Consider the following 24860-nt stretch of genomic DNA (forward strand, 5'->3'; position numbering starts at 1 on the left):
CATTCCGGCGCCTCGGGGGCGCGTTCGTTCTTTTATGAGTTGGAAGACTTCACCGCCACCGTGGTGGGGCCGCCTGGAACGACCACCCCCATCGAGACGATGTACTTGAGCGCTTCGTCCACGCTCATCTTCAGTTCGATGCAGTCGCTGCGCTTGAGCATCACGAAGTAGCCGCCCGTGGGATTGGGCGTGGTCGGCACGTAGACGCTGAGGAACTCGCCCTCGCCGAGATGCGCGGCGACCTCGTTGCCGGGTGCGCCGGTCACGAAGGCGATGGTCCACACGCCTTCGCGCGGCCATTGCACCAGCACCGCCGTGCGGAAGGCATTGCCGTTCTCGGAGAACAGCGTGTCCGACACCTGCTTGACGCTGGAGTAGATCGAGCGCACCACCGGGATGCGCCGCACCACGGCGTCACCCCAGCCGAGCAGGCGCTTGCCGACGAAGTTGCTGGCCGTGGCACCCACCACCAGCAGGATGGCCAGCGTGAGCAGCACGCCCAGGCCGCGCACCTTGTGGTCGCTGAGCCAGGTCTGCCACTGCTCGGGCAGCAGCCACAGCGTCTGGTCGAGCGTGCCGATGATCCAGTTCAGCACGCCGAGCGTGATGACCAGCGGCACGATGACCAGCAGGCCGGACAGCAACCATTTGCGCAGGGCGAGCATGGCGGTCAGGGGTATTTCAGTCGCCGCTGGCCGCGGCCGGCGCGGGAGCCGGTGCGGCGGGCGCCGGAGCGGCGGTCGTGGTGGAAGAGGAGGACGAAGACGACGACTCGCCGGACGCGGGCGAGGTGGCCGGCTCGGACTTCTTGCCGCCGCCGTCGCGGAAATCGGTCACGTACCAGCCCGAGCCCTTGAGCTGGAAGCCGGCGGCCGTGACCTGTTTTTCGAACGCACTCGCGCCGCACGCCGGACACACCGTGAGCGGCGCATCGGACATCTTCTGCAAAGCGTCCTTGGCGAAGCCGCAGGCGCTGCACTTGTAGGCGTAGATGGGCATGGGGAAATGAGGTCTAAAAGCGGCGCAACGGCCGCTCGCAAAGCCCTCGATTATAGGGGCGCCCCCGCCAAAGGACGCCCGGCCCGACCGCCGGGCCCGGGCTTCAGGCCGGTTCGGTGGCCAGCGGCCGGTGCGGCGTGTGAGTGTTCGCCAACCATTGCGGCAGCAGCGAGCCGACCACCATGCCGGCGAAAGAGCACAGCACGCCCGCCAGCTGGGCCGGAAATACGGCGCCCCAGGATGAAACCTTCAGGAACAGCAGCCAAACGCCGATGCCCAGGACGATGGAAGCGACGGCCCCCTGGGTGGTGGCGCGGCGCCAGTACAGCCCGCATACCAGCGGCACGAAGGCCCCCACCAGCGGCACCTGGTAGGCACTCGACACCTGTTCGTAGATCGACGTGCCCTGCATGCGGATCGCATAGGCCAGCACGGCCGCGCTGAAGAGCAGCACCGTGATGCGCATCGTCATCAGGTTCTGGCGGTCGGTGCCGGCCGGCCGGAACTGGCGCCAGATGTTCTCGGTGAAGGTGACGCTGGGGGCCAGCAACGTGGCCGATGCGGTCGACTTGATGGCCGACAGCAGCGCACCGAAGAACAGCACCTGCATCACGAACGGCATCTTCTCGAGCACCAGCGTGGGCAGCACCTTCTGCGGATCTTCCTTCAGCAGCGCGGCCGTCTGCTCCGGCATGATCAGCAGCGCGCTCGCCACCAGGAACATGGGAACGAAAGCGAACAGGATGTATGCGACGCCGCCGATCACCGGGCCGCGCCGGGCCGCCTTGACGCTGTTGGCCGACATCACGCGCTGGAACACGTCCTGCTGCGGGATGGAGCCCAGCATCATCGTGATGGCGGCCGCGAAGAAGAACACCATGTCGTGCAGGTTCGGCTCGGGCCAGAACTTGAACAGGTCCTTGCTGACCGCGAAGGCCACCACCTTGTCGGCGCCGCCGGCCATGTTGCCCGCGAACATCGCGATCACGGCCAGGCCGGCCACCAGGATGATCATCTGGATGAAGTCGGTGACGGCCACCGACCACATGCCGCCGAAGAGCGTGTACGCCAGGATCGAGACCACCCCGATCACCATGCCCACCGGAATGCTGACCACGCCGCCCGAGAGCAGGTTGAACACCAGCCCCAGCGCCGTAACCTGCGCCGACACCCAGCCCAGGTAGCTCAGCATGATGATGAGCGAGCAGGCCACCTCGACGCCGCGGCCGTAGCGCTCGCGGTAGTAGTCGCTGATGGTCAGCAGCGTCATGCGGTAGAGCTTGCCCGCGAAGAACAGGCCCACCAGGATCAGGCAGGTGCCCGCGCCGAACGGGTCTTCGACCACGCCGTTGAGCCCGCCCTCGATGAACTTGGCCGGGATGCCGAGCACCGTTTCGGAGCCGAACCAGGTCGCGAAGGTGGTCGTGACGATCATGTAGAGCGGCAGGTGCCGCCCGGCGATGGCGAAGTCGGTTGTGTTCTTCACCCGCTTGGCGGCATAGAGGCCGATCGCGATGGTGACAAGCAGATAGACGATGACCAGCGTCAACAACACGGCGGAAACTCCTCTAGAACAAACGCACGCGCGCCAGCAATTGCGTGGCGAACAACACCAACATACCCAATACAAAACCTATGCCACCGTAGACGATGGTCTGCAGCAACCGGTTGGTGCGCTTCTGTTCGGCCAGCAGTTCGAGCAGCTCGCGACGGTTGTCGGACGGGCGATTTTCCAGGAAATCGTGCAGCAATCGAGGCAATTGGGGCAGCAATTTGGCGTACCTGGGCGCCTCGGCCTTGAGCTGCTGAAACAGCTTCTTGGGGCCGATCTGGTCGACCATCCACTTCTCGAGGAAGGGCTTGGCCGTGGCCCAGAGGTCGAGTTCGGGGTCGATGTTGCGGCCCAGCCCCTCGATGTTGAGCAGCGTCTTCTGCAGCAGCACCAGCTGCGGCTGGATTTCGACGTGGAAGCGCCGCGAGGTCTGGAACAGCCGCATGAGCACCATGCCCAGCGAGATTTCCTTCAGCGGCCGGTCGAAGTACGGCTCGCACACGGTGCGGATGGCCGCTTCGAGCTCGTCGATGCGGGTGCCCACGGGAACCCAGCCGCTTTCGAGGTGCAGCTCGGCCACGCGCTTGTAGTCGCGCCGGAAGAAGGCCACGAAGTTCTGCGCGAGGTATTCCTTGTCCGACTCGGTCAGCGTGCCGATGATCCCGAAGTCCAGCGAGATGTAGCGCCCGAAGGTCTCGGGCTCCAGGCTCACCTGGATGTTGCCGGGGTGCATGTCGGCGTGGAAGAAGCCGTCGCGGAACACCTGCGTGAAGAAGATGGTCACGCCGTCGCGCGCCAGCTTGGGGATGTCGACGCCGGCCGCGCGCAGGCGGTCCATCTGCGCGATGGGCACGCCCTTCATGCGCTCCATCACGATGACCTCGGGGTGGCAGAAGTCCCAGAACATCTCGGGGATCAGCACCAGGTCGAGCGCGGCCATGTTTCGGCGCAGCTGGGCGGCGTTGGCGGCCTCGCGCACCAGGTCGAGCTCGTCGTGCAGGTACTTGTCGAACTCGGCGACCACCTCGCGCGGCTTCAGGCGCTTGCCGTCGGCCGAGAGGTTCTCGAGCCAGCCGGCCATCATGGCCATGAGCGCCAGGTCTTTCTCGATCACGCCGCGCATGTTGGGACGCAGCACCTTGACCGCCACCTCGCGCTCCTCGCCCTGGTTGGTGCGGATGGTCGCGAAGTGCACCTGCGCGATCGACGCACTGGCGATGGGCGTCTCGTCGAACTGCACGAACACGTCGCTCACCGGCCGGCGGAACGCGCGCTCGATGGTGGCGATGGCCACCGACGAGGGGAACGGCGGCACGCGGTCCTGCAGGAAGGCCAGCTCGTCGGCGATGTCAGGCGGCAACAGGTCACGCCGCGTCGACAGCACCTGGCCGAACTTCACGAAGATGGGGCCGAGGCGTTCGAGCGCCTCGCGCAGCCGTTGGCCTCGCGGCGCGTCGAGGTTGCGCCCGAAGGAAACGACGCGCGTGACCACGCGCAGCCAGGGCTTCTGGAAGCTCGAGAGCACCAGCTCGTCGAGGCCGTAGCGCAGCGCGACCCAGACGATGAACAGACCGCGGTAGAAGCGCCTCATTCGGCGTTGCTCGCCGAGCCAGCCTTGGCCGTGCGGTCGCCCACGAACTGGCGCAGCGCGCCCACCACGCGCCGCACGCCGTTGCCCAGCGTGTGCGCGGGCACGTCGCCGATCACGCGGGCGAGGTCATCCTCGATGTCCCAGCGCACGTGATCGACCAGCCAGTTGACCTCGGCCGCCAGCTGCACGTCGCCGATGATCTGCACGGCGGGCTTGTCGCCGCGAAGCGCGGCGCGGGCGATGTCGAAGGGGGAATCGTCGGTGACGGTGAGCGTCAGCTCGGGCACCGAGCCAGCGGGCGCCAGGTCGAGCAGGCCGGCCGGCGTGGCCACCAGCTCCATGGTCACGAAGCGCCACTGAAAGCGCACCACCCGCCCCTGCTGGCGCAGCAGCCGCTGCTGGGCTTCAGGCTCCTGCTGGAGCACATGATTGAGGAACAGCACCGCGCGGTTCTGTATCTCGTGGACCGCCCAGTCCGGGGGCTGCAGGCGCTCGCCAATGGTGTTGAAGAGGTCGCCTAGAAAAGAAAATGGGGACGATGGTGTGGCCATGTCCCCATTATCCCGCCTGCGTCGCGGCCCCGAGAGGGCCGCGTTCCAGGTTTTTCTTGCCTGCCTGCGTTTACTGCAGTGCCTGCACGCCGGCCACCAGCCAGCCGCTGTTGCCGCTGACGGGCTTGGTCATGTTCCAGACTTCGCGGAACGGGCCCGGGCCGGCCGAGGCGTCTTCGCGGATCATGCCGGAGAACTCCACGCTGGCCATGTAGGCGTCAGGCAGCTCCTCGATACCGAGCAGCTTGGCGTCGAGCATCACGACTTCGGTCTTGTTCGAGGCACCGCCGGTGTGGCTGGCGCGATCGGCCAGCTGCGAGCGGATCTCGTCGACCATGCCGTCGGTCATCATCGAACGCAGCGTCGACACGTCGGCGCGGTCCCATGCGTCCTGCAGGGTCACGAAGTTGCGCTTTGCGGCGCCGAGGAAGCCGTCGACGTCGAAACCGGCGGGGATGCCCCACGACTGCGAGCCGCCGAGCGCCGAGCCGATCATGCTGCCGCCTGCCGCTGCGCCAGCCGCCGAGAGGCTGCTGCCGTGCGGCGTGGCGTCGAAGGCAGCGTTGTTGCGCTCCCAAGGACGCGCCGATGCGTCGTTGCCCACGTTGTTCGGGCTGTACTGCGCCGGAGCGCTCGCGTTGCTCGGGCTGGCACCAGCGCCCTGGAAGGCGAAGCCGCCCTGGCGGTTGGCGACGGGCTGCGAGCGCGACTTGATCATGCGCCACACCACCACGCCGGCCAGCACGAGCAGGCCGATCAGCAGGATGTTGGCGAAGCCGGCGCCGAGGCCCAGCGAATTGGCGAGCCATGCGAGACCCAGGCCGGCGGCGAGGCCGCCGAGCATCGCGCCCCAAGGACGCTTCGGCGCTGCTGCTGCCGGCGCGGGCGTCGCGGGCTTGGCCGCCGCGGCGTTGGTAGCGTTCTGCTGCGCGGGCGCGGACGGTGCCGCGGACTCGCGCTGCGTCACGTTGGACGACTGGCGACCCACCGACTTGCCGCCACCGATGCGCGCAGCCTCGGCCTGGACACTGACCAGTACCAACGCGGCTGCCAGGAACAAAGAACTCAAACTCTTCATATCGTCGTCTCCTCTCGAGCGAAAGATCCGCTTGTCAACACTTGATTCCAACATGGAGGGCAGCGATTCCCCCAGTCATGTTGTGATAGTCCACATGTCCGAAACCGCCCTCTTTCATGAGGGTCTTGAGCTCCTCTTGCGAGGGATGCATCCGGATCGATTCGGCGAGATAGCGATAGCTCGCGTCATCGCCGGCAACGAGCTTGCCGAGCCTCGGCAGCACGTTGAAGGAGTACCAGTCGTAGGCCTTCGCGAGCGGCTTCGCGACCTTCGAGAACTCGAGCACCAGCAGCTTGCCGCGCGGCTTGAGCACGCGGTTCATCTCCTTGAGCGCCGCGTCCTTGTGCGTCATGTTGCGCAGGCCGAAGGCCACGGTGACCACGTCGAAGTGGTTGTCGGGAAAGGGCAGCTTCTCCGCGTCGCAGACCATGGTGGGCAGCACCACGCCGGCGTCGAGCAGGCGGTCGCGGCCGGTGCGCAGCATGGCCTCGTTGATGTCGGTGTGGACCACCTGGCCGCTGGCGCCGACCTTCTTCGCGAAGGCGAGCGCGAGGTCGCCGGTGCCGCCCGCGATGTCGAGGACGCGCGAGCCTTCGCCCACGTTCGCGACCATGACGGTGTACGCCTTCCAGGCGCGGTGCAGGCCGGCCGACATCAGGTCGTTCATGATGTCGTAGCGCGATGCGACCGAATCGAAGACACCGCGAACGCGGCTGGCCTTCTCGCTTTCGTCGACCGTTTCGAAGCCGAAGTGTGTGGTACTCATGCGACCGATGTTAGGCCGGAAGCCTTCACATCAAGTCGACGACCCCGCGCGCACGGCGGACATTTGTTGCTTTTTCAGCCCCGCCCTTTCTGGGCGTAGGGCTATCTTTTCAATAGCACGCGCGGAGTTTCGGGCGAACCGGCGAGCTCAGTGGCTGCCGCAGGCGTGGCCGCCCTTCTCGATCATCGGCGCGTCTCGATCGACGCCCGCTTCGGCGAGCCGGCGTTCGTAGGCGGCCCACAGCTCGGCCTGCTTCTCGCCCAGTTCGTAGAGCAGGTCCCAAGAGTAGATGCCGGTGTTGTGGCCGTCGCTGAAGGTCGGCTGCACGGCGTAGTTGCCCACCGCCTCGAGGTCGACGAGCTCGACCTCGCGCTTGCCGGTCTGCAGCACTTCCTGGCCCGGGCCGTGGCCCTGCACTTCGGCCGATGGCGAATAGATGCGCATCAACTCGAAGGGAATGCGAAAGGTGGCGCCGTCGGAAAAGCCCACCTCGAGCACGCGCGACTGGCCGTGCACGGTGATCGATTGCGGCGTCGGTGCGCCCGGTTTCAAGCCTGCCATCAGAAACTCCTGTTGCCCAGGCGCTCGATCATCGCCGCTTCGGCCGCGGGCAGGCGTGCGGCAATCTCCGCTTCCTGCACCGCATCGCGCTCGCGCTGGACCGGCGCCCACACCGAGCCCGGGAAATGGCTGTCGGTCGAGAAGCGCGCGATGACGTGCCAGTGCAGGTGCGCCACCATGTTGCCGAGCGCGGCGAGATTGATCTTGGTCGGGTTCAGGTGCTCGCGCAGGCACTGCTCGATCACCGTCACCGCATCCATGCACAGCGCGCGGTCGGCCGCGTCGAGGTCGGAGAACTCGGCCGCATGATCGCGCCACACGACGCGATAGAAAGCCGGAAAACCCGCTTCCTCCGCATGGATGACGCGCAGCTTCGCGCCCTCGAACACGAGGCGCCCGCCCGGGCCTTCGCACAGCACGCAGCCTTGTACCTTCGTCACACCAGCACCCGTTCGATGCCGCCCTGGTTGGCTGCCGCAACGTAGTTGGGCATCCAGTCTTCGCCGAGGATCTTGTTGGCCATCTCGACCACGATGTAGTCGGCTTCGAGCAGGCCGTTGTTCAGGTCGCCGCCGTAGCGCGAGAGGCCTTGCAGGCAGCTCGGGCAGCTGGTGAGGATCTTCACGTTGTCCTTCTCGCCGACCTTGCCGGCCTCGCGCAGCGCAGCCTCGCCCTTCTTCAGCTCTTCTTCCTTGCGGAAGCGGATCTGCGTGGAGATGTCGGGCCGCGACACGCCCAGCGTGCCCGACTCGCCGCAGCAGCGGTCGTTCTTGAGCACGTTGTCGCCCACCAGCGCCTTCACCGTCTTCATCGGGTCCTGCTGCTTCATCGGCGAGTGGCAGGGGTCGTGGTACAGGTAGCCGCCACCGGCCGCATCGGCCAGCGTGATGCCCTTCTCGAGCAGGTACTCGTGTATGTCGATGATCCGGCAGCCCGGGAAGATCTTGTCGAACTGGTAGCCCTGCAGCTGGTCGTAGCAGGTGCCGCAGCTCACCACCACCGTCTTGATGTCGAGGTAGTTGAGCGTGTTGGCCACGCGGTGGAAGAGCACGCGGTTGTCCGTGATCATCTTCTCGGCCTTGTCGTACTGCCCGCTGCCGCGCTGCGGATAGCCGCAGCACAGGTAGCCCGGCGGCAGCACGGTCTGCACGCCCGCATGCCAGAGCATCGCCTGCGTGGCGAGCCCCACCTGCGAGAACAGCCGCTCCGAGCCGCAGCCCGGGAAGTAGAAGACAGCCTCCGTCTCGGAGGTCGTCGCCTTCGGGTTGCGGATGATCGGCACGTAGTCCGCATCCTCGATGTCGAGCAGCGCGCGCGCCGTCTTCTTCGGCAGGTTGCCCGGCATCTTCTTGTTGATGAAGTGGATCACCTGCTCCTTGACGGGAGCCGGCCCCAGCGAGGCCGGGGGCGCCGAGGTCTGCTTCTTCGCGAGGCCACGCAGCAGGTCGTTGGCCAGTCGCTGCGCCTTGAAGCCCACGCCCACCATGCCCGCGCGCACCGCCTTGATGGTCTGCGGATTGGTCGCGTTGAGAAAGAACATCGCGGCCGCGTTGCCGGGACGGAAGCTCTTCTGGCCCATCTTGCGCAGCAGGTTGCGCATGTTCATCGACACGTCGCCGAAGTCGATCTTCACCGGGCAGGGCGTGAGGCACTTGTGGCACACCGTGCAGTGGTCGGCCACGTCCTCGAACTCTTCCCAATGCTTGATGCTCACGCCGCGCCGCGTCTGCTCTTCGTAGAGAAAGGCCTCCACCAGCAGCGAGGTCGCGAGGATCTTGTTGCGCGGGCTATACAGCAGATTGGCGCGCGGCACGTGCGTGGCGCACACCGGCTTGCACTTGCCGCAGCGCAGGCAGTCCTTCACGCTGTCGGCAATGGCGCCGATGTCGCTCTGCTGCATGATGAGCGACTCATGCCCCATGAGGCCGAAGCTCGGCGTGTAGGCGTTGGTCAGGTCGGCGTGCAGCGTCTCGGGCTTGCCGGCGGGCGCGCGCAGCAGCTTGCCCTTGTTGAAGCGGCCCTCGGGGTCGACCTTGGCCTTGTATTCGGTGAAGGGGCGCAGCTCCTCGTCGCTAAGGAACTCGAGCTTGGTGATGCCGATGCCGTGCTCGCCCGAGATCACGCCGTCGAGGCTGCGCGCCAGCGCCATGATGCGCACCACCGCGGCATGCGCGGTCTGCAGCATGTCGTAGTTGTCGCTGTTGACGGGGATGTTGGTGTGCACGTTGCCGTCGCCCGCGTGCATGTGCAGCGCGACCCACACGCGGCCCTTGAGCACGCGCTTGTGGATGGCCGCGCACTCGGCCAGGATGGGCGCGAACTCGGCGCCCGTGAAGATGGCCTGCAGCGGCTGGCGCAGCTGGGTCTTCCAGCTCGCGCGCAGGGAGTGGTCCTGCAGCTGCGGGAACAGCGTGTCGACGTTTTCCAGCCAGCCGGCCCACAGGGCGCGCGTTTCCTGCACCAGCGCCACGGCCTGCGCGACGCGGTCTTCCAGCAGCTCGGCCGCGGGGATCTCGTGCGCGTCGTCGGTCTTGCCCAGCGGCAGATTGCCGCGCATCAGGAAGGCTTCGAGCTCGTCGGTGAGCGCGAGCTTGTTCTGCAGCGACAGCTCGATGTTGATGCGCTCGATGCCGTCGCTGTACTCGGCCATGCGAGGCAGCGGGATCACCACGTCCTCGTTGATCTTGAAGGCGTTGGTGTGGCGGCTGATGGCGGCCGTGCGCTTGCGGTCGAGCCAGAACTTCTTGCGCGCCTCGGGGCTGATGGCGATGAAGCCTTCGCCGCTGCGCGAGTTGGCGATGCGCACCACTTCCGAGGTGACGCGGGCCACCGCGTCGGCGTCGTCGCCGGCGATGTCGCCGAACAGCACCATCTTCGGCAGGCCGCCGTGCTTCTTCGACTTGGTGGCGTAGCCCACGGCCTTCAGGTAGCGGTCGTCCAGGTGCTCCAGGCCGGCCAGCAGCACGCCCGAGCGCTTCTGCTCGGCGAACATGAAGTCCTTGATCTCGACGATGCTGGGCACGGCGTCCTTGGCGTTGCCGAAGAACTCCAGGCACACGGTGCGCGTGTGCGCCGGCATGCGGTGCACCACCCAGCGGCAGCTGGTGATGAGGCCGTCGCAGCCCTCTTTCTGGATGCCGGGCAGGCCCGAGAGGAACTTGTCGGTCACGTCCTTGCCGAGGCCTTCCTTGCGGAAGGTGCGGCCCGGGATCTCGAGGCGCTCGTTGCGCAGCTTCGTCCTGCCGTCGGCGGCGTAGTACTGCAGCTCGAACACGGCACTGTCGACGTCGTGGATCTTGCCGAGGTTGTGGCCGATGCGCGTGACCTCGAGCCACTCGGCCTGCGGCGTCACCATGCGCCACGAGGCGAGGTTGTCCAGCGCCGTGCCCCACAGCACGGCCTTCTTGCCGCCCGCGTTCATGGCGACGTTGCCGCCGACGCACGAGGCCTCGGCGGAGGTCGGGTCGACCGCGAAGACGAAGCCCGCGCGCTCAGCCGCATCGGCCACGCGCTGGGTGACGACGCCCGCCTCGGTCCAGATGGTCGGAACGGGGTCGGCCAGCCCGGGCAGCGCGACGTGCTCGACCTCGGTCATCGCCTCGAGCTTCTCGGTGTTGATGACGACGCTGTTCCAGGTCAGCGGGATGGCGCCGCCGGTGTAGCCGGTGCCGCCCCCGCGCGGGATGATGGTCAGGCCCAGCTCGATGCAGCCCTTCACCAGCAGGGCCATCTCGGCTTCGCTGTCGGGGCACAGCACGACGAAGGGGTACTCCACGCGCCAGTCGGTGGCGTCGGTGACGTGGGCCACGCGCGAGAGGCCGTCGAACTTGATGTTGTCCTTCGCCGTGAGGCGGCCCAGCACGCGGGTGGCCTTGCGGCGCAGGGCGGCGACGTCGCGGAACTTGGTGTCGAAGGCAGCCACCGCCTCGCCCACGAGGCCGGTGAGCTCGCCCACGAGCTGGTCGCGCGGCAGGTCGCTGTCGGGGGTGCGGCGCTTCTGCACCTCGGCCAGGCGGTGCCTGAGGGCATCGACCAGCTGGCCGCGGCGGCGCGGGTTGTCGAGCAGGTCGTCGACGAGGTAGGGGTTGCGCTGGACCACCCAGATGTCGCCCAGCACCTCGTAGAGCATGCGCGCCGATCGGCCGGTGCGGCGCTCGGCGCGCAGGGTCTGGAGCAGTTCCCAGCCGCGTTCGCCCAGCAGGCGAATCACGATCTCGCGATCGGAGAAGCTGGTGTAGTTGTACGGGATCTCGCGCAGTCGTACAGGCTCTGCGGCCTGCGACAACAGCGTGTTCAACGCAGTCGGAGCATTCATCGGGTGGGGCGCCTCGGCCGGACGCTGCGCGCCCATAGCCGGGCTGGGGATTTTATTGCAGGGCTTGGGGTCTTGCCGCGTGGCGGTGGTTGCGACCTTGTGCTAGGCGCAGCTTTCCGGGGATCCCGCCCCTATCCGGGCCCCCGCCCCCCCTGCCGCCGGCTCCGGATCAGCCCGGATCAGAACAGCACGCGGCTGCGGATCGTCCCGTTCACCTTCGCGAGCTTCTCCAGGGCCAGGTCGGAAGAGGCGGCGTCGATGTCCATCACCACGTAGCCGATCTTCTCGTTGGTCTGCAGGAACTGCGAGGAGATGTTGATCTGGTTGTCCGAGAAGATCTTGTTGATCTCCGACAGCACGCCGGGCACGTTGCGGTGCACGTGCAGCAGGCGGTGCTTGCCCGGGTGCGCCGGCAGCGCCACCTCGGGGAAGTTGACGGAAGACGTCGAGGTGCCGTTGTCGCTGTACTTGACCAGCTTCTCCGCCACTTCCAGCCCGATGTTGGCCTGCGCCTCCATGGTCGAGCCGCCGATGTGCGGCGTCAGGATCACGTTGTCGAGGCCGCGCAGAGGCGACTGGAACTCGTCCTTGTTGCTGCGCGGCTCCACCGGGAACACGTCGACGGCGGCGCCCAGCAGCTTGCGGGCCTTCAGGGCCTCGGCCAGCGGCTCGATCTCGACCACCGTGCCGCGCGAGGCGTTGATGAGGATGGAGCCGGGCTTCATCGCCGCGATCTCGGCCGCGCCGATCATCCATTGCGTGGCCTGCGTCTCAGGCACGTGCAGCGTGACGATGTCGCTCTGGGCCAGCAGCTGGTGCAGGTCGCGCACCTGGCGCGCATTGCCCAGCGGCAGCTTGGTGACCACGTCGTAGAAGGCCACGTGCATGCCCAGCGCCTCGGCCAGCACCGACAGCTGCGCGCCGATGGAGCCGTAGCCCACGATGCCCAGCGTCTTGCCGCGGATTTCGTATGCGTTGTCGGCCGACTTGAGCCAGCCGCCGCGGTGCGCAACAGCGCTCTTCTCGGGCACGCCGCGCAGCAGCAGGATGGCTTCGGCGAGCACCAGCTCGGCCACCGAGCGGGTGTTGGAATAAGGGGCGTTGAACACCGCCACGCCATGCTCGCGGGCGGCTTCCAGGTCGACCTGGTTGGTGCCGATGCAGAAGCAGCCGGCGGCCACCAGCTTGTGGGCGGCGGCGAACACATCGGCCGTGAGCTGGGTGCGCGAGCGGATGCCCAGGAAGTGCACGTCGGCGATCTTCGCCTTCAGTTCGGCATCGGGCAGCGCGCCCGGCAGCGACTCGATGTTGGTGTAGCCGGCGGCGCGCAGCACCTCCACGGCCGAGGGATGGATGCCTTCGAGCAAGAGGAACTTGATCCTGCTTTTGTCGAGGGATGTTTTGCTGCTCATGGAGGTCTCTTGGAAGCCCCGGCCATGGCGACAGGCTAGGCCAAAAAAAGGGCGGGCGATGCTAGCATGGTGCGGCGCAGCATGCGGGGCCGCGCCCCGTGCCGGCCTGATGCGAACAGGGCCAAGGAGCCAGCGGCGCCAAAGGGGTTTCCCCGATTGGAGGAAACCCGTGCTCCGTGCGCCAATGTGACGCGGCTGTGTCATCCACATGCCCTAGCATCCGCGCTTTCCATTTTTCCCTTCAGGAGTCTTCATGCGATTCAAGACGCTCGCCTTGGCATCGGCGTTGGCCGCCACCACGCTCTTCAACGTGGCGCAGGCCCAGACCGAGATCCAGTGGTGGCATTCCATGACCGCCGTCAACAACGAGTGGGTCAACGACCTGGCCAAGCAGTTCAACGAGAGCCAGAAGGAATACAAGGTCGTCCCGACCTTCAAGGGCACCTACGACGAATCGATGACGGCCTCCATCGCGGCCTTCCGCGCCGGCAACGCACCGCACATCCTGCAGGTGTTCGAGGTGGGCACCGCCACCATGATGGCCAGCAAGGGCGCCATCGTGCCGGTGGGCCAGGTCATGAAGGACGCGGGCGAGAAGTTCGACCCGGCCGCCTACATCCCCGCAGTGGCCGGCTACTACACCGCCCCCAACGGCCAGATGCTGAGCTTCCCGTTCAACAGCTCGACCACCATCTTCTATTTCAACAAGGACGCCTTCAAGGCCGCCGGCCTGCCCACCGACAAGGCGCCGTCGACCTGGCCCGAAGTGGTCGCCGCCGCCGCCAAGCTCAAGGCCAGCGGCCACAAGTGCCCGTTCACCACGGCATGGCAGAACTGGACGCAGGTCGAGAGCTTCTCGGCCTGGCACAACGTGGAGTTCGCCAGCAAGAACAACGGCCTGTCGGGCCTGGACGCACGCCTGAAGGTCAACTCGCCGCTGCACCTGCGCCACATCGAGAACCTGGCCAGCATGGCCAAGCAGGGCCTGTTCATCTACAAGGGCCGCGGCAACGTGCCCGAGGCCTCGTTCGTGTCGGGTGAGTGCGCCATGATCAACACCTCCTCGGGCTTCTACGGCAACGTGGCCAAGAACGCCAAGTTCGCCTACGGCCTGGCTCCCCTGCCCTACTACCCGGACGTGCCGGGCGCACCGCAGAACACCGTGATTGGCGGCGCCAGCCTGTGGGTCATGTCGGGCAAGAAGCCGGCCGAGTACAAGGGCGTGGCCAAGTTCTTCAGCTTCATCTCGACGCCTGAAGTGCAGTCCGCCAGCCACAAGCGCACGGGCTACCTGCCCGTGACCACGGCCTCGTACAAGCTCACCGAAGACTCCGGCTTCTACAAGCAGAACCCCGGCACCGACGTGGCCGTGACGCAGATGATCCGCAAGGTCACCGACAAGAGCCGCGGCATCCGCCTGGGCAACTACGTGCAGATCCGCGCCATCGAGGACGAAGAGCTCGAACAGGTCTGGAACGGCAAGAAGACCGCCAAGGAAGCCCTCGACGCCATCGTGACCCGTGGCAACGAGCAGCTGGAACGCTTCCAGAAGGCCAACAAGGGCTGACGCCCGGCCGCCGGACAGCTTCCGTGTCCGGCTAATATCGCCCGCCCCCGTCCGCTCTTGAGAAAGAGCGGGCGCGGCGGGATTTTTTACGTAGAGGGTTCATGGAAAAACGCGTTTTCTTTCGCTCGGGCTGGCTGCCCTGGCTGCTGCTTGCACCGCAGATGGCGGTGATATTCGTGTTTTTCTTCTGGCCGGCGGGGCAGGCCCTCCTGCAGTCGCTGCAGCAGCAGGACGCGTTCGGCACCTCCGTCGATTTCGTCGGGCTGCAGAACTTCAAGGAACTGTTCGAAGACCCGGCCTATGGCGAGTCGTTCAAGACCACCGCCGTCTTCTCGGTGCTGGTCGCGACCATCGGCCTCACCCTGTCGCTGACGCTGGCGGTGTTCGCCGACCGCATCGTGCGCGGCGGCATGTTCTACAAGACCATGCTGATCCTGCCGTACGCCGTGGCGCCCGCGGTGGCCGCCGTGCTGTGGGTCTTCATGTTCTCCCCCTCGCTGGGCGTGGTCGCTTATGCGCTCGGCAAGATCGGCATCGACTGGAACCACCTGCTCAATTCCAAGCACGCGATGACGCTGATCGTGATGGCCGCGGTGTGGAAGCAGATCTCCTACAACTTCCTGTTCTTCCTGGCCGGCCTGCAGTCCATTCCCAAGTCGCTGATCGAGGCGGCCGCCATCGACGGCGCGCGCCCGTGGCGCCGCTTCTGGACGGTGCAGTTCCCGCTGCTGTCGCCCACCACCTTCTTCCTGCTGGTGATGAACGTGGTCTACGCGTTCTTCGACACCTTCGCCATCGTCCACGCCGCCACCGAAGGCGGCCCGGGCAAGGACACGGAAATCCTCGTCTACAAGGTCTATCACGACGGCTTCAAGGCCCTGGACCTTGGCGGCTCGGCAGCGCAGTCGGTGGTGCTGATGGTGATCGTGATCGCGCTCACCATCGTGCAATTCCGCTACGTCGAAAAGAAGGTGCAGTACTGACATGGTTGAAAGAAGAAGCACCCAGGGCATCCTGGCCCACGTGGTGATGATCCTCGGCGTCCTGATCGTCGCCTTCCCCATCTACCTCGCATTCGTGGCGTCCACCCACACCGCGCAGGAGATCGTGCAGCGGCCGATGCCGCTGCTGCCCGGCTCGAACATGCTCGACAGCTACAAGGGCGCGCTCTTCGGCCGCGCGAGCAGCGCGGGCTCCAACGCCCCGGTGGCCCACATGATGTGGGTGAGCTTGGTGACGGCGCTGGTCATCGCCATCGGCAAGATCACCATTTCGCTGCTGTCGGCCTTCGCCATCGTGTACTTCCGCTTCCCGTTCAAGAAAATCTGCTTCTGGGCGATCTTCGTGACGCTGATGCTGCCGGTGGAAGTGCGCATCCTGCCCACCTACAAGGTGCTGTCGGACCTGAGCATGCTGAACAGCTACGCGGGCCTCACGGTGCCGCTGATCGCGTCGGCCACGGCCACCTTCCTGTTCCGGCAGTTCTTCCTGACCGTGCCCGAGGAGCTCACCGAGGCCTCGCGCATGGACGGCGCGAGCCCGATGCGCTTCTTCTTCGACGTGCTGCTGCCGTTGTCCAAGACCAGCATCGCCGCGCTCTTCGTGATCCAGTTCATCTACGGCTGGAACCAGTACCTGTGGCCGCTGCTGGCGGTCACCAACGAAGACATGTACCCGATCGTGGTCGGCATCAAGCGGCTCATCGCCGGCGGTGACGGCCAGAACGAATGGAACGTGGTGATGGCCACCGCCATCCTCGCGATGCTGCCGCCCGCGCTGGTGGTGGTGCTGATGCAAAAGTGGTTCGTCAAGGGCCTTGTTGATACCGAGAAATAAAGAATGGCTGCTCTTTCCCTACGCAACGTCATCAAGCGCTACGGCCACGGGCCCAAGGCCAACCAGGTCATCCACGGCGTGAGCGCCGAGATCGCCGACCACGAGTTCATCGTCATCGTCGGGCCCTCGGGCTGCGGCAAGTCGACGCTGCTGCGCATGGTGGCCGGCCTGGAAGAAATTTCCGCCGGCGAGATCGCCATCGGCAACAGGGTCGTGAACCAGCTCGAGCCTTCCGAGCGCGACATCGCCATGGTGTTCCAGAACTACGCGCTCTACCCGCACATGAGCGTGTTCGCGAACATGGCCTACGGCCTGAAGATCGCGAAGGTGCCGCCGGCCGAGATCAAGGTGCGCGTCGACAAGGCCGCGAAGATCCTCGAGCTGGGCCACCTGCTGGAGCGCAAGCCGCGCGAGCTTTCCGGCGGCCAGCGCCAGCGCGTGGCCATGGGCCGCGCCATCGTGCGCCAGCCGCAGGTGTTCCTGTTCGACGAACCCTTATCGAACCTCGACGCCAAGCTGCGCGCCCAGACCCGCTTCGAGATCCAGAAGCTGCACCGCGAGCTCGGCATCACCTCGCTGTTCGTCACGCACGACCAGGTCGAGGCCATGACGCTGGCGCAGCGCATCATCGTGATGAACGGCGGCGTGATGGACCAGTTCGCGACGCCTGAAGAGGTGTACTCGCGCCCCGCCACCACCTTCGTGGCGAGCTTCATCGGCTCGCCGCCGATGAACCTGCTGAAGCACGCGCCGGGCGTGCGCCCCGGCCAGATCCTGGGCATCCGTCCCGAGCACCTGGTGCTCGACGAGAACGGCTGGTCGGTGCAGGTCGAGCACGTCGAACTGCTGGGTGCCGAGCGGCTGGTGTACGGCCGCATCGGCGACGAGCAGATCATCATGCGCACCGACGAGGCAGACCACCCGCCAGTTGCCGGCGACACGGTGAAGATCGCCGCGCGCGAAGAAAAACTGCACTGGTTCGACGCCGGCTCCGGCAAGCGCGCAGACTAGCCAATGCTCGCCCCCGGGCTGCGCGCACTTCGTGTCGCTTCGCCAACCCCCTGCCGGGGGCGGCACCGGCGGCCCGGCAAAGCCGGTTCCGCGGTGCCTCACGAAGAAACCGGGGCCGCACTTAAAGAATGCTCATGAAATCCTGGCCCTACCCCCGCTGGGTCGCGCACCGCGGCGCCGGCAAGCTCGCCCCCGAAAACACCCTCGCCGCATTCCGTCTCGGCGCCTCGCACGGCTATCGCATGTTCGAGTGCGACGCCAAGCTCAGCGCCGACGGCGTCGTCTTCCTGATGCACGACGCCACGCTCGACCGCACCACCAACGGCCATGGCACCGGCGGAGAGCAAGCCTGGAGCGCGCTGGCACAGCTCGACGCGGGCGGCTGGCACTCGACCGCCTACGCGGGCGAGCCGCTGCCCACGCTGGAGAACCTCGCGCGCTTCTGCCTGGCCAACAGCTACCTGCTCAACATCGAGATCAAGCCCACGCCCGGCGCCGAGCGCGAGACCGGGGAAGTCGTGGCACGCGAAGCCGCCCGCCTGTGGCAAGGCGCGGCCGTGCCGCCGCTGCTCACGTCCTTCCAGGTCGAGTCGCTCAAGGGCGCGCAAGCGGTGCAGCCTGAACTGCCTCGCGGCCTGCTGCTCGACAAGCTCTGGGACCGCTGGCTCGAAGCAGCCAAGGAACTCGGCTGCTCGGCCATCGTCTGCAACCACACGCTGTGGGACGCGGCGGTGGTGGCGCTGGTTCATGGCGCGGGCATGCGTGCGCTGAGCTACACGGTGAACGACGACAAGGCCGCGCAGCGGCTGATCGACCTGGGCACCGACGGCATCATCACGGACAAGGTCGACCTGTTCAGCCCTGCCGGCTGACGCTGCGGAACCGGGGCTGCACTCCGGGGCTGCACTTCTTACCGGCCCTTACGACATGGCGGCTTCTATGATGCGGCCATGAGTTGGACCCTACGCTTCGCGAGCCTCTGCCTCGCGGCCCTGTGCATGTGCGGCGGCGCGCTGGCCCAGCCGGACCTCGGCACCAGCGGCAACGCCAACAGCGCCGCGGCGGCCGCCACGCCTCCCGCCCCCACCGTGGCGGAACTGCGCGCCCAGTTCACCAGGCTCAGCACCGCGGCCGAAACCGACGAGGACGCGCGCAAGCTGCTCGCGCAGATCAACGACATCGGCCAGCAGGCCGACAAGTTCGTCACGGCGCGCACCGGCGAACTCGCCGACCTGAACGCCAAGCTCGGCGAACTGGGCAACCCTCCCGCCGCCGGCGCCACCGAAGACCCCGACATCACCCGCCAGCGCGCCCGCCTGACCAAGGAGCGCAACGCGCTGGACGCCGACATCCGCCTCGCCCGCCTGCTCTCGGTCGACGTGCGGCAGCGCGGCACCGAGCTGGTCACGCAGCGCCGGGCGCTGTTCGAGGCGCAGCTCACGGAGCGCGCGGCCTCGCCGCTGACGGCCGAGTTCTGGAGCGACCTGCGCGAGGCCTGGCCCGACGACCTGGTCCGCCTGAAGGCGATGGTTTCCTCGGTGAACGACGGCCTGGAGGCCGCCATGCAGCCAGAGACGAGCCTGCAGGTGATCGCGGCGCTGGTCGCCGCGCTGCTGCTCGCGGTGTTCGGCAACTGGGCGGCGGAGGCCCTGCTGGTCTGGCTCGCCGCGCGCTTCCTGCCGGCGGGTCGGCTTAGGCGCTCGCTGCTGGTGATCGGCATCGTCGCGAGCCACGTGCTGCTCGTGGCCATCGCCGCGCACGGCTTCGTCGAGGTGCTGAAGGAGTTCGCCACCTGGGAGCCGCAGGCGCGCAAGGTGCTGAATTCGACGGCGCAGGCGCTGGTGTTCATGGCTTTCGTGATCGGGCTGGGCCGCGGGCTGCTCGCCACCAGCCGGCCTTCGTGGCGCCTGCCGCCGATTCCCGACGCCATGGCCACGCGGCTGGCTGCCCTGCCCTGGCTGGTGGCGCTGGTGGCCGCGCTGGCCTGGACGCCCGCGGAGGTCAACTCGCTGATCGACGCGAGCTTCGCGGCCGTGGTGGCCACGCACGTGCTCACGGCGCTGGTGCTGACGGCGCTGGTCGCCACGGTGCTCTATGTCGTGAAGCCGTTGCGCGCCGACGCGGCCGAGGCGGGCCTGCCCGAGCGGCCGATGTGGGTCGGCCTGCTGGTGGCGCTGATCGGTGCGCTGATGATCGCGATCTGGGTGCTGGTGGCCGTCGGCTACGTGGCGCTCGCCAGCTTCCTGGCCTCGCAGCTGACCTGGAGCGGCATCGTCGCGGCCGCGTTCTACGTGCTGTTCAAGTTCGCGGACGACGTGTTCATGGCCACGGTGTCCTCGCGCGCCGGCTTCGGCCAGCGGCTGCAGAAGAGCTTCAACCTCGCGCCGCAGACACTCGACCAGGCAGCCACGGTGCTGTCGGCGCTGAGCCGGGTGGCTCTCTTCTTCTACATGTTGGTGGCGCTGGCCGCGCCGCTGGGCACGGGGCCGGGCGAGGTGTTCCAGCGCGGCGGCAAGATCGGTACCGGCATGAAGGTGGGCGAGTTCCAGCTGGTGCCGGGCGCGATCCTGAGCGCCGTCGGAGTGGCCGTGGTGGGCTTCATCCTGCTGCGGATCTTCAAGCGCTGGCTCGCGGGCAGCTACCTGCCGAACACCAAGTTCGAGCCGGGCATGCAGAGTTCCATCACCACGCTGCTGGGCTACGTGGGCGGCATCCTGGTGATCGCCTTCTCGCTGTCGGCGCTGGGCATCGGCATCGAGCGCATCGCGTGGGTGGCGAGCGCGCTGTCGGTGGGTATCGGCTTCGGCCTGCAGGCCATCGTGCAGAACTTCATCTCGGGGCTGATCCTGCTGGCCGAGCAGCCGGTGAAGGTGGGCGACTGGGTCGTGCTCGGCACGGCCGAGGGCGACGTGCGGCGCATCAACGTGCGCGCCACCGAGATCCAGCTGGGCGACCGCTCCACGCTGATCGTGCCGAACTCGGAGTTCATCACCAAGACCGTTCGCAACATGACGCTGGCCAACGCCGAGGGCCGCGTGCTGATCCGCCTGCCGATGCCGCTGACCACCGACGCGCAGCGCGTGCGCGAGCTGATCCTCGCGGCCTGCAAGGCGCACGAAGGCGTGCTGGAAACTCCGGCGCCCTCGCTCACGCTGGAGGGCATCGAGAACGGGCTGCTGATCTTCCAGGCGATCGCCTACGTGGCGAGTCCGCGGCTGGCGGGCGGCGTGCGCAGCGACCTGCTGTTCACGATCCTCGACGACCTGAAGAAGGCCTCGCTGCCGCTGGCAGTGCCGACGATGGTGATGGCCGCCGCCCCTGAAGTGCCCGCCGCGCCGGCGGCCGTGCCTTCGTCGCCTGCGTCGCCGATCCCGGGTGTGCCTCCGGCCTGAGCAGGCCGGCCGTTCACTCCAGCGGCAGCGCGGTGGTGAACTTGATCTCGTTGAGACACACGCTCGAGCGCACCGCCGACACGCCGGGCATGTGCATCAGCGTGTGCATCAGGAACTGCGAGAGCGCCTCCAGGTCGTGCGCGACGACCTTGAGCACGTAGTCGAAGTCGCCCGTCACCGAGTAGCACTCCAGGATCTGCTTCATGTCGGCGATCAGGTCCTGGAACTTGGGCAGCTCGTCGACGTGGCCGCGCGCCATGGTCACGTGGATGAAGGCGATCACGCCCAGCCCGATGTGGCGCGCGTTCAGCCGCGCCGCGTAGCCGTGGATGAGCCCCAGCTCCTCCAGCCGGCGATGGCGCCGCAGGCACTGGGCGGGCGAGAGATTGGCCACCTCCGCCAGCTCCAGGTTGGAGGCCCGGCCGTGGGCCTGCAAGTGCTCGAGAATCTTCCGGTCGATCCGGTCCAGTGCGATGTCATGCAATTTCTTCTCCCTTTGCACCAAGTCGATGCAATTTTATGGCGCAAAGCGGGGTAAGCCCGAGGCTTTCATGCACCTTAATTGTGCAAAGTACGATCTAGACTTCGAGCCGCCCGGACCGCATGCCGCGATGTCCAGCCGCTGAATCCCTTGCCGCCGGCACCCGCCGGCGGCTTCAGACGCATCCATTCCCCACCCGGAGACCCTTTCCCGTGAAAAACGCTTTGCTTCGCACCCCCTTCAGCGCAGTGGCCCTGGCCCTCGGCATGCTGGCCGCCGCGCCTTCGTTCGCGGCCGACACCAAGTCGGTGGCCGTGACCGCCATCGTCGAGCACCCGGCGCTGGACGCGGTGCGCGACGGCGTGAAGGCCGAGCTGAAGGCCTCGGGCTACGAGGAAGGCAAGAACCTCAAGTTCACCTACCAGAGCGCGCAGGGCAACGTGGGCACCGCCGCCCAGATCGCCCGCAAGTACGTGGGCGACCAGCCCGACGCGATCGTCGCCATCGCCACGCCGTCGGCGCAGGCCGTGGTGGCCGCCACCAAGAGCATTCCGGTGGTGTACTCGGCGGTCACCGACCCGGTGGCGGCCAAGCTGGTGAAGAGCTGGGAGCCCACGGGCACCAACGTGACGGGCGTGTCCGACCTGTCGCCGCTGGAAAAGCACATCGCCCTCATCAAGCAGGTGGTGCCCAATGCCAAGCGCGTGGGCGTGATCTACAGCCCCGGCGAAGCCAACTCGGTGGCCATCGTCGACTCGCTCAAGAAGGCCGCATCGGCCGCCGGCATGACCGTGGTCGAGGCCGCCGCCGCCCGCACGGTGGACGTGCCGACCGCCGCGCAGAGCCTGGTCGGCAAGGCCGACGTGATCTACACGCCCACCGACAACAACGTGGTCTCGGCCTTCGAGGGCATCGTGAAGGTTGCGCAACAGGCTAAGCTGCCCGTGGTGGCGGCCGACACCGCCACCGTCGAACGCGGCGCCGTGGCCGCCCTGGGCCTGAACTACACCGACATCGGCCGCCAGACCGGCAAGGTCGTGGTGCGCATCCTCAAGGGCGAGAAGCCCGGCGCCATCGCCTCGCAGACCAGCGCCAACTTCGAGCTGGTGGTGAACCCCGGCGCCGCCAAGCTGCAGGGCGTGACGCTGTCCGACGAGCTGCTGAAGACCGCGAAGGTCGTGAGCACGAAGTAAGAAGCCGCCGGCTTTCCGCTTTTTCCCATGTCCCTCATCGCTTCGCTGGGCGCCATCGAGATCGGCCTGATATTCGGGCTGGTCGCGCTGGGCGTCTTCCTGTCGTTCCGCATCATCAACTTCCCCGACCTCACGGTGGACGGCAGCTTCCCGCTGGGCGCCGCCGTGGCCGCGACGCTGATCGTCGCGGGCTGGAACCCGGTCGCCGCCACCGCGGTGGCCTGCGTGGCCGGCGCCGTCTCGGGCTGGGTCACGGCCTGGCTCAACGTGAAGCTGAAGATCATGCAGTTGCTCGCGAGCATCCTGGTGATGATCGCGCTGTACTCCATCAACCTGCGCGTGATGGGCAAGCCCAACGTGGCGCTCATCACCGAACCCACCGTGTTCAGCATGGCCAGCTTCGGCGGCATGCCCGAGCAGTGGGCCAAACCGCTGTTGCTGCTCCTGATCGTGATCGTCGCGAAGATCGTGGTCGACATGTTCTTCGCCTCGGAAGCCGGCCTGGCGATGCGCGCCACCGGCGGCAACGCGCGCATGGCTCGGGCCCAGGGCATTTCCACCGACTTCCACACCATGGCGGGCCTGGCGCTGTCGAACGCGCTGGTGGCGCTGGCCGGCGCGCTGTTCGCGCAGAGCCAGGGCACGGCCGACATCTCGATGGGCGTGGGCACGATCGTGATCGGCCTGGCGGCGGTGATCATCGGCGAGACGCTGATACCGGCGCGCAGCATGGTCATCACCACGCTGGCCTGCATCATCGGCGCGCTGCTCTACCGCTTCTTCATCGCGATGGCGCTGAACACCGACTTCATGGGCCTGCAGGCGCAGGACCTGAACCTGGTGACCGCCGTGCTGGTGGCCTTCGCGCTGCTGGTGCCCGCCTACAAGCGCAGGCTGGGTGGCCTGTTCAAGGGGAAGAACTGATGCTGCGCGCCCAACAACTCGAGATGACCTTCAACCCGGGCACGCCGATCGAGAACCGCGTGCTGCGCGGGCTCAGCCTGGAGATTCCCACCGGCCAGTTCGTCACCGTGATCGGATCGAACGGCGCGGGCAAGTCGACCTTTCTGAATGCGGTGAGCGGCGACCTGATCGTCGACAAGGGCCGCATCGAGATCGACGGCAAGGACGTGACGCGCATGAACGCCTGGCAGCGCTCGGGCATGGTGGCCCGCGTGTTCCAGGACCCGATGGCCGGCACCTGCGAGGCGCTGACCATCGAGGAGAACATGGCGCTGGCCTGGAAGCGCGGCGAGCGCCGGGCCTTCGGCTTCGCGCTCAACCGCAACCTGCGCGAGCTGTTCCGCGAGAAGCTGTCGATCCTGAAGCTGGGGCTGGAGAACCGCCTGGCCGACCGCATCGGCCTGCTCTCTGGCGGGCAGCGGCAGGCCGTGAGCCTGCTGATGGCCTCGCTCAAGCCCTCGCGCATCCTGCTGCTCGACGAGCACACGGCCGCGCTCGACCCGAAGACGGCCGCCTTCGTGCTGGAGCTCACGGCAAAGATCGTCGAGGCCGGCCAGCTCACCGCGATGATGGTGACGCACAGCATGCGCCAGGCGCTGGACTACGGTTCGCGCACGGTGATGCTGCACGAGGGCCAGGTGATCCTCGACGTGGCCGGGCCGCAGCGCTCGGGGCTCGACGTGCCAGACCTGCTGCGCATGTTCGAGCAGACCCGCGGCGAGAAGCTGGACGACGACAAGCTGCTGCTGGCCTGATGGAGCCGGACGCCGTCCTCGTGCGCGGCATGCGCGCCGACGACCTCGACGCGGTGCTGGCAATCCAACTCGCCTGCTACGGCGCGGGCTTCGTGGAAGACGGCGCGCTGATCGCGAGGCGCCTTTGCGCCGCACCGCACACGGGATGGGTGGTGGAGCATCGGGGCGGCGTGCGGGCTTACCTGGCGGGCTATCCGTCGGTGGCCGGCAAGCTGACGCCGCTGCACGGCGAGTTCGAAGTGGCGCAGCGGCCCGATTCGCTCTACCTGCACGACCTGGCGGTGGACCCAGGCGCCTCGGGCCTTGGGCTGGGGCCCCAGCTGGTGCGCCATGCCTGGGCCCACGCACTGCAGGCCGGCTGGCGGCATTCGACGCTGGTGTCGGTGCAGTCGTCGGTGGGTTTCTGGCAGCGGCAGGGCTACGAGGCCACGCTGCCCGATGGACCGGGCCAGCAGGCTCGCCTCGCCACCTATCCGGGCGAATCGGTCTACATGATCCGCCGGCTGGACTGAAGAGAAGAAGGCCGGCCCTCAGCGGCGCCAGCCGCGCATCGCCAGCCACTGGACGACGCCGCAGACCACGACGAGCGCGGCGTAGGTCACCATCGCCCCGTCGCGCCCGAACACCACGAGCCCGACAACCAGCACCCCGACGCCGGCGGCGAAGGTCAGCGCGAACTGAACCCACCAGCGCGGAACGCCGGCACGTGCGCCGCCCAGGAAGCGCCCGGCAAAGGCCAGCACCAGGGCCAGGAAAGCCGCGGGTGCTACAAAATTAAGCAGGTGATTCAGGAGGGCCGGCAGGTCCATCGGGAGGGGTTGCGCACTCGCCGGATCA

Annotated in this window: 23 protein-coding genes; 10 read left to right on the top strand and 13 right to left on the bottom strand. The window is 67.2% G+C overall.

Annotation, left to right across the window (positions count from 1 at the left end; translation table 11 throughout):
- Positions 1-32 precede the first annotated feature (32 nt).
- The 11 genes from BMY35_RS11300 to serA all read right to left on the bottom strand — a co-directional run bounded on the left by BMY35_RS11300 (position 33) and on the right by serA (position 12825).
- Positions 33-665, bottom strand: coding sequence for a DUF502 domain-containing protein (locus tag BMY35_RS11300; protein WP_093198254.1), 633 nt, complete (start codon positions 663-665; stop codon positions 33-35).
- A gap of 16 nt (positions 666-681) precedes the next feature.
- A complete protein-coding gene (locus BMY35_RS11305; RefSeq protein ID WP_093198256.1) occupies positions 682-999 on the bottom strand; it encodes an FmdB family zinc ribbon protein in 318 nt (105 codons plus the stop codon).
- Between the two features lie 103 nt (positions 1000-1102).
- Entirely contained in the window at positions 1103-2554 is a 1452-nt protein-coding gene (locus BMY35_RS11310; RefSeq protein WP_093198259.1) for a high affinity choline transporter 1, read from the bottom strand.
- A 13-nt stretch (positions 2555-2567) separates the two neighbouring features.
- On the bottom strand, positions 2568-4142 hold the full coding sequence (gene ubiB, locus BMY35_RS11315; protein ID WP_093198261.1) for a ubiquinone biosynthesis regulatory protein kinase UbiB: 1575 nt from the start codon (positions 4140-4142) through the stop codon (positions 2568-2570).
- Positions 4139-4693, bottom strand: a complete 555-nt coding sequence (locus BMY35_RS11320; protein ID WP_093198264.1) for a ubiquinone biosynthesis accessory factor UbiJ — start codon at positions 4691-4693, stop codon at positions 4139-4141. The genes ubiB and BMY35_RS11320 overlap by 4 nt, the downstream gene beginning before the upstream one ends.
- Before the next feature lie 70 nt (positions 4694-4763).
- A complete protein-coding gene (locus tag BMY35_RS11325) occupies positions 4764-5771 on the bottom strand; it encodes a Tim44 domain-containing protein (RefSeq protein ID WP_093198266.1) in 1008 nt (335 codons plus the stop codon).
- Positions 5772-5805: 34 nt separating this feature from the next.
- A complete protein-coding gene (gene ubiE, locus BMY35_RS11330) occupies positions 5806-6537 on the bottom strand; it encodes a bifunctional demethylmenaquinone methyltransferase/2-methoxy-6-polyprenyl-1,4-benzoquinol methylase UbiE (RefSeq protein ID WP_093198268.1) in 732 nt (243 codons plus the stop codon).
- Positions 6538-6684: 147 nt separating this feature from the next.
- Positions 6685-7098, bottom strand: coding sequence for a gamma-butyrobetaine hydroxylase family protein (locus BMY35_RS11335; RefSeq protein ID WP_093198270.1), 414 nt, complete (start codon positions 7096-7098; stop codon positions 6685-6687).
- Positions 7098-7538: an HIT family protein gene (locus BMY35_RS11340; protein ID WP_093198272.1), complete on the bottom strand. Its 441-nt coding sequence runs from the start codon at positions 7536-7538 to the stop codon at positions 7098-7100. The genes BMY35_RS11335 and BMY35_RS11340 overlap by 1 nt, the downstream gene beginning before the upstream one ends.
- A complete protein-coding gene (locus BMY35_RS11345; RefSeq protein ID WP_093198493.1) occupies positions 7535-11413 on the bottom strand; it encodes a DUF3683 domain-containing protein in 3879 nt (1292 codons plus the stop codon). The genes BMY35_RS11340 and BMY35_RS11345 overlap by 4 nt, the downstream gene beginning before the upstream one ends.
- Before the next feature lie 179 nt (positions 11414-11592).
- Positions 11593-12825 (bottom strand): phosphoglycerate dehydrogenase, encoded by a 1233-nt coding sequence (serA, locus tag BMY35_RS11350; RefSeq protein ID WP_093198275.1) that lies wholly within the window; start codon positions 12823-12825, stop codon positions 11593-11595.
- Positions 12826-13078: 253 nt separating this feature from the next.
- Here serA and ugpB point away from each other — a divergent pair, with 253 nt between their 5' ends.
- From ugpB to BMY35_RS11380, 6 genes are all read left to right on the top strand, one after another.
- Positions 13079-14392 (top strand): sn-glycerol-3-phosphate ABC transporter substrate-binding protein UgpB, encoded by a 1314-nt coding sequence (gene ugpB, locus BMY35_RS11355; RefSeq protein WP_093198277.1) that lies wholly within the window; start codon positions 13079-13081, stop codon positions 14390-14392.
- Between the two features lie 101 nt (positions 14393-14493).
- Positions 14494-15375, top strand: a complete 882-nt coding sequence (gene ugpA, locus BMY35_RS11360; protein ID WP_093198280.1) for a sn-glycerol-3-phosphate ABC transporter permease UgpA — start codon at positions 14494-14496, stop codon at positions 15373-15375.
- 1 nt (position 15376) lies between these two features.
- On the top strand, positions 15377-16228 hold the full coding sequence (ugpE, locus tag BMY35_RS11365) for a sn-glycerol-3-phosphate ABC transporter permease UgpE (protein WP_093198282.1): 852 nt from the start codon (positions 15377-15379) through the stop codon (positions 16226-16228).
- Between the two features lie 3 nt (positions 16229-16231).
- Positions 16232-17239 carry a sn-glycerol-3-phosphate ABC transporter ATP-binding protein UgpC gene (ugpC, locus tag BMY35_RS11370; protein ID WP_093198285.1) on the top strand — a complete coding sequence of 336 codons (1008 nt, stop codon included), beginning with the start codon at positions 16232-16234 and terminating at the stop codon, positions 17237-17239.
- Positions 17240-17367: 128 nt separating this feature from the next.
- On the top strand, positions 17368-18111 hold the full coding sequence (gene ugpQ, locus BMY35_RS11375) for a glycerophosphodiester phosphodiesterase (RefSeq protein ID WP_093198287.1): 744 nt from the start codon (positions 17368-17370) through the stop codon (positions 18109-18111).
- A gap of 78 nt (positions 18112-18189) precedes the next feature.
- Entirely contained in the window at positions 18190-20631 is a 2442-nt protein-coding gene (locus BMY35_RS11380) for a DUF3772 domain-containing protein (RefSeq protein WP_093198289.1), read from the top strand.
- Positions 20632-20644: 13 nt separating this feature from the next.
- Here BMY35_RS11380 and BMY35_RS11385 read toward each other — a convergent pair whose 3' ends face one another.
- A complete protein-coding gene (locus BMY35_RS11385) occupies positions 20645-21115 on the bottom strand; it encodes an Lrp/AsnC family transcriptional regulator (RefSeq protein ID WP_093198292.1) in 471 nt (156 codons plus the stop codon).
- Between the two features lie 263 nt (positions 21116-21378).
- On the opposite strand from BMY35_RS11385, the gene BMY35_RS11390 reads away from it, so the two are divergent.
- Genes BMY35_RS11390 through BMY35_RS11405 form a run of 4 tightly spaced genes read left to right on the top strand, consistent with a single transcriptional unit; the run spans position 21379 to position 24535 of the window.
- Complete coding sequence (locus BMY35_RS11390; protein WP_093198495.1) at positions 21379-22305, top strand: ABC transporter substrate-binding protein; 927 nt, start codon at positions 21379-21381, stop codon at positions 22303-22305.
- A 27-nt stretch (positions 22306-22332) separates the two neighbouring features.
- Complete coding sequence (locus tag BMY35_RS11395) at positions 22333-23229, top strand: ABC transporter permease (RefSeq protein WP_093198294.1); 897 nt, start codon at positions 22333-22335, stop codon at positions 23227-23229.
- Positions 23229-24023 carry an ABC transporter ATP-binding protein gene (locus BMY35_RS11400; protein ID WP_093198297.1) on the top strand — a complete coding sequence of 265 codons (795 nt, stop codon included), beginning with the start codon at positions 23229-23231 and terminating at the stop codon, positions 24021-24023. The genes BMY35_RS11395 and BMY35_RS11400 overlap by 1 nt, the downstream gene beginning before the upstream one ends.
- Positions 24023-24535 carry a GNAT family N-acetyltransferase gene (locus BMY35_RS11405; RefSeq protein ID WP_093198300.1) on the top strand — a complete coding sequence of 171 codons (513 nt, stop codon included), beginning with the start codon at positions 24023-24025 and terminating at the stop codon, positions 24533-24535. Before BMY35_RS11400 ends, BMY35_RS11405 begins: the two co-directional genes overlap by 1 nt.
- Before the next feature lie 18 nt (positions 24536-24553).
- Here BMY35_RS11405 and BMY35_RS11410 read toward each other — a convergent pair whose 3' ends face one another.
- On the bottom strand, positions 24554-24832 hold the full coding sequence (locus BMY35_RS11410; RefSeq protein WP_093198303.1) for a hypothetical protein: 279 nt from the start codon (positions 24830-24832) through the stop codon (positions 24554-24556).
- Between the last annotated feature and the right edge of the window lie 28 nt (positions 24833-24860).

Source organism: Variovorax sp. YR750 (assembly GCF_900109805.1).
GTDB lineage: Bacteria > Pseudomonadota > Gammaproteobacteria > Burkholderiales > Burkholderiaceae_C > Variovorax > Variovorax gossypii.

Excerpts from the sequence above, each read along its gene's own strand:
- BMY35_RS11395 (WP_093198294.1), top strand. The coding sequence starts at position 22,333 with ATGTCCCTCATCGCTTCGCTGGGCGCCATCGAGATCGGCCTGATATTC.
- BMY35_RS11410 (WP_093198303.1), bottom strand. The coding sequence starts at position 24,832 with ATGGACCTGCCGGCCCTCCTGAATCACCTGCTTAATTTTGTAGCACCC.
- ubiB (WP_093198261.1), bottom strand. The coding sequence starts at position 4,142 with ATGAGGCGCTTCTACCGCGGTCTGTTCATCGTCTGGGTCGCGCTGCGC.
- BMY35_RS11345 (WP_093198493.1), bottom strand. The coding sequence starts at position 11,413 with ATGAATGCTCCGACTGCGTTGAACACGCTGTTGTCGCAGGCCGCAGAG.
- BMY35_RS11325 (WP_093198266.1), bottom strand. The coding sequence starts at position 5,771 with ATGAAGAGTTTGAGTTCTTTGTTCCTGGCAGCCGCGTTGGTACTGGTC.
- BMY35_RS11305 (WP_093198256.1), bottom strand. The coding sequence starts at position 999 with ATGCCCATCTACGCCTACAAGTGCAGCGCCTGCGGCTTCGCCAAGGAC.
- serA (WP_093198275.1), bottom strand. The coding sequence starts at position 12,825 with ATGAGCAGCAAAACATCCCTCGACAAAAGCAGGATCAAGTTCCTCTTG.
- ubiE (WP_093198268.1), bottom strand. The coding sequence starts at position 6,537 with ATGAGTACCACACACTTCGGCTTCGAAACGGTCGACGAAAGCGAGAAG.
- ugpA (WP_093198280.1), top strand. The coding sequence starts at position 14,494 with ATGGAAAAACGCGTTTTCTTTCGCTCGGGCTGGCTGCCCTGGCTGCTG.
- ugpB (WP_093198277.1), top strand. The coding sequence starts at position 13,079 with ATGCGATTCAAGACGCTCGCCTTGGCATCGGCGTTGGCCGCCACCACG.
- BMY35_RS11390 (WP_093198495.1), top strand. The coding sequence starts at position 21,379 with ATGCTGGCCGCCGCGCCTTCGTTCGCGGCCGACACCAAGTCGGTGGCC.
- BMY35_RS11400 (WP_093198297.1), top strand. The coding sequence starts at position 23,229 with ATGCTGCGCGCCCAACAACTCGAGATGACCTTCAACCCGGGCACGCCG.
- BMY35_RS11300 (WP_093198254.1), bottom strand. The coding sequence starts at position 665 with ATGCTCGCCCTGCGCAAATGGTTGCTGTCCGGCCTGCTGGTCATCGTG.
- ugpC (WP_093198285.1), top strand. The coding sequence starts at position 16,232 with ATGGCTGCTCTTTCCCTACGCAACGTCATCAAGCGCTACGGCCACGGG.
- BMY35_RS11320 (WP_093198264.1), bottom strand. The coding sequence starts at position 4,693 with ATGGCCACACCATCGTCCCCATTTTCTTTTCTAGGCGACCTCTTCAAC.
- BMY35_RS11380 (WP_093198289.1), top strand. The coding sequence starts at position 18,190 with ATGAGTTGGACCCTACGCTTCGCGAGCCTCTGCCTCGCGGCCCTGTGC.
- ugpQ (WP_093198287.1), top strand. The coding sequence starts at position 17,368 with ATGCTCATGAAATCCTGGCCCTACCCCCGCTGGGTCGCGCACCGCGGC.
- ugpE (WP_093198282.1), top strand. The coding sequence starts at position 15,377 with ATGGTTGAAAGAAGAAGCACCCAGGGCATCCTGGCCCACGTGGTGATG.
- BMY35_RS11335 (WP_093198270.1), bottom strand. The coding sequence starts at position 7,098 with ATGGCAGGCTTGAAACCGGGCGCACCGACGCCGCAATCGATCACCGTG.
- BMY35_RS11405 (WP_093198300.1), top strand. The coding sequence starts at position 24,023 with ATGGAGCCGGACGCCGTCCTCGTGCGCGGCATGCGCGCCGACGACCTC.